Annotated in this window: 4 protein-coding genes; all 4 read left to right on the forward strand. The window is 64.8% G+C overall.

The genetic code is table 11. The features are described from left to right. Nucleotides 1–1126, forward strand: a 1126-nt coding sequence (locus ACEN88_RS27200; protein ID WP_413344680.1) for a flagellar hook-length control protein FliK, incomplete at its 5' end; no start/stop codon positions are given. A 210-nt stretch (nucleotides 1127–1336) separates the two neighbouring features. Then, nucleotides 1337–1876 carry a flagellar basal body-associated protein FliL gene (gene fliL / locus ACEN88_RS27205; protein ID WP_413344681.1) on the forward strand — a complete coding sequence of 180 codons (540 nt, stop codon included), beginning with the start codon at nucleotides 1337–1339 and terminating at the stop codon, nucleotides 1874–1876. A 30-nt stretch (nucleotides 1877–1906) separates the two neighbouring features. Continuing rightward, nucleotides 1907–2890, forward strand: coding sequence for a flagellar motor switch protein FliM (gene fliM, locus ACEN88_RS27210; RefSeq protein WP_056136276.1), 984 nt, complete (start codon nucleotides 1907–1909; stop codon nucleotides 2888–2890). Nucleotides 2891–2908: 18 nt separating this feature from the next. Continuing rightward, nucleotides 2909–3334, forward strand: a complete 426-nt coding sequence (gene fliN, locus ACEN88_RS27215) for a flagellar motor switch protein FliN (RefSeq protein ID WP_413344683.1) — start codon at nucleotides 2909–2911, stop codon at nucleotides 3332–3334. The last annotated feature ends 87 nt before the right edge of the window (nucleotides 3335–3421 follow it).

Here is a 3421-nt window from a genome sequence, read left to right on the forward strand (position 1 = left end):
GCCCGCCGCGAAGCAGGAGGCCAAGCCGGCCGAAGCCGAGAAACCCGCGCAACACGACGACGCCGCGCCGCAGCAGGCCGCGAAGCCGGCCGACAGCAAGACGGACGCCGCCGACGCGAAGGATGATGCCGCCAAGGACGACGACGACAAGTCGGATGACGACAGCACGGCCAAGGCGGGCGACCCGGCCAGCGCCATGCTCGCGCTGATGGCCAGCCTGCACAAGCCGGGCGCAGACGTGGGCAAGACGACGACCGCGGCCCAGGCCTTCGACACGCTGTCCGGCAAGGGCAAGCGCACCGACGCCGGCCAGCTGGCCGCGCTGCAGGCCGCGATGAAGTCCGTGGCCAGGGAAGCCGGCGTCGATGCGGCCGGCGCGAAGACCTTCTCGGCCACGTCGATCAAGAACCCGGCCCTCGCGGCCGCCGGTGCCGACCTCGGCGCGGACAAGGCAGCGGCCTCGGCCGACCCGCGCGCCACGCTGGGCAATGTCAAGGCGGAGGTCAAGCCGCAGCTGGACGGCGCCGAATTCAGCCTGCAGCAGGCGCGCGACGCCGCGCTGCTCGCCCGGAAGGAACAGGTGCCGGTGGCGACCGTCGCGGCCGCCCAGCTGCAGCCGGCCATGCTGGAAGCGGCCCAGGCCGCCGCTGCCGCCAGCGAAGAGCTGTCGGCCCACGTGGGCACGGATGCGTGGAACGACCAGGTCGGCCAGAAGGTCATCTACATGGTCGGCGCCGAGGACCAGACCGCGTCGCTGACCCTGAACCCGCCGGACCTGGGTCCGCTGCAGGTGGTGCTGTCCGTCTCCAACGGCCAGGCCGACGTGACGTTCTCGTCGAACCAGCTGGAAGTCCGCCAGGCGCTGGAAAACGCCTTGCCCCGCCTGCAGGAAATGATGAAGGAGAGCGGCATTGCGCTGGGCAATGCGACCGTCAACGCGGGCATGTCGAACGGCGGCCAGGCACAGCAGGACCAGGCGATGGCATCGAGCGGTTTCGGCCGTGGCAACAATGGCCGCGGCAACGGTGGCAATGGCGAGAACGGCACGGCGGGAGAAGCAACCGTCCGGCCCGCCACGCGCACGGCACGGATCGGCGATCGCGGAATGGTCGATACCTTTGCGTAAATAGTTCTGGCGTCATTGACAACGCGGTGGGGTGAGCGGTGCGAGCGCATCGGTCACCCCACGGTGCATTTGGATACAGCCTCGACAACAAATCCGTCAAGAAACAACGAGATACCCCAGGTTCCTCCCTCTTTTCGACCGTTGCCGCTGCTCACTTTTTCCCGATAATGACATAATGACGGGACGATCCAACAGTGGGACCGAAGACTCTTGAAAGCGAATCCAAAAATCAAAGCCGATCCGAAAGCGGACGCGGCACCGGCAGCCAGCGGCGGTAAAGGCAAGCTGCTCATCATGATCGGCGCGGCCGTGGTCGTGCTCGGCCTGGGCGGAGGTGCCGGCTGGTACTTCATGCACGGCAGCAGCGCGGAAGCGGCGGCCGGGCCGGCCAGGAAGGAACACTCGAGCAGCAAGAACAAGAAGAACGACGAGGCGCCGCCCGAATACGTGGCCGTCGAACCCTTCACGGTCAACCTGCAGCCGGAACATGGCGACCAGTATCTGCAGGTCGCGTTCACCCTGCAGGTCGAGGGACCGGAGCAGGTCGAGCTCATCAAGGCCAACATGGCCAAGGTGCGCAGCCGCGTGCTGCTGCTGTTGTCGGGCAAGAAGGCGTCCGAGATCAGCACGGTGGAAGGCAAGCAGCAACTGGCCGGCGAGATCCTCGCGGCGGTCAACGAGCCCTTCATGCCGCACGGCGACGAACAGCAAGTGACCGACGTTCTGTTCACTTCCTTTATCATCCAGTAAAGCAGAAGTCATTACGGTAAACGCAGCATCATGGCCGATAATTTTCTCTCACAGGAAGAAGTCGATGCCCTCCTCAAAGGGGTCAACGGCGATCAGGACGACGTCGCGGCGCCTGAAGACACCTCGGGAGTCCGCACGTATAACCTGGCAACGCAGGAGCGGATCGTCCGCGGCCGCATGCCGACGCTCGAGATCATCAACGAGCGTTTCGCCAGGTATCTGCGCGTCGGCCTGTTCAACTTCTTGCGCCGCTCCGCCGAAGTGTCGGTGGGGTCCGTGCGCGTGTCGAAGTACAGCGAGTTCATCCGTAACCTGGTCGTGCCGACCAACCTGAACCTCGTCCACATGAAGCCGCTGCGCGGCACGGCGCTGATGGTGTTCGATCCGGGCCTCGTGTTCCTGCTCGTGGACAACCTGTTCGGCGGCGACGGCCGCTTCCACACGCGCGTGGAAGGCCGCGATTTCACGCAGACCGAGCAGCGCATCATCATGCGCATCCTCGACATCGTGTTCGAGGCGTATGCCAAGTCGTGGGAACCGGTGTACCCGATCGAATTCGAGTACATCCGCTCGGAGATGAACACGCAGTTCGCGAACATCGCCACCCCGAACGAAGTCGTGGTATCGTGCACTTTCACCATCGAGCTCGGCTCGGTGTCGGGCCAGATCCACTTCTGCATGCCCTATTCGATGGTCGAACCGATCCGCGACGCGCTGACGTCGAGCATCCAGGGCGAGGCGCTGGAAGTCGACAAGCGCTGGATCCGCCTGCTGACGCAGCAGATCCAGGTGGCGGAAGTGGAACTGGTGGCCGTGCTGGGCCACGGCAAGGCCAATTTCGACGAAATCCTGAACATGAAGGTCGGCGACGTGATCCCGATCTCCGTTCCGGAAACGCTCCAGGCCACCGTGGACGGCGTGCCCGTCATGGACTGCAGCTACGGCGTGTTCAACGGACAATATGCGCTGAAGGTCGAGAAATTGCTGGCAAACAGCGAAACCTTCAACAAGTAAGCAACACAGGAGAGAAACATGTCCGACACTCAAGACGACCAAGACAGCCTCGACGACGACTGGGGCGCCGCGATCGCCGAGCAGGCAGCTGCGGAAGCCGCCGCACTTGCGAACCAGCAGCAGGCGGCCTCGGCCGCCGTGTTCAAGGATTTCTCGAACAAGGGCCCCCGTCCGGACACCCCGAACGACATCGACTTCATCCTCGACATCCCCGTCCAGCTGACGGTGGAACTGGGCCGCACCAAGATCGCCATCAAGAACCTGCTGCAACTCGCGCAGGGTTCCGTGGTCGAACTGGATGGCCTGGCGGGTGAGCCGATGGACGTGCTCGTCAACGGCTGCCTGATCGCCCAGGGCGAGGTGGTGGTCGTGAACGACAAGTTCGGTATCCGCCTCACCGACATCATCACCCCGTCGGAGCGCATCCGCAAACTCAACAAATGACGGCACGCCTGCTGACCACCTTCGCCCTCGCCCTGCCGCTGGCCGCCTGCGCGGCCCAGCCGGGGACCGGGCAGGCAGCGGGACGGT

This window comes from Massilia sp. CT11-108 (assembly GCF_047302915.1).
Classification (GTDB): Bacteria; Pseudomonadota; Gammaproteobacteria; order Burkholderiales; family Burkholderiaceae_D; genus Telluria; species Telluria orientalis.

Coding starts and splice junctions, on each gene's coding strand:
- fliM (WP_056136276.1), top strand. CDS start 1,907: ATGGCCGATAATTTTCTCTCACAGGAAGAAGTCGATGCCCTCCTCAAA.
- fliN (WP_413344683.1), top strand. CDS start 2,909: ATGTCCGACACTCAAGACGACCAAGACAGCCTCGACGACGACTGGGGC.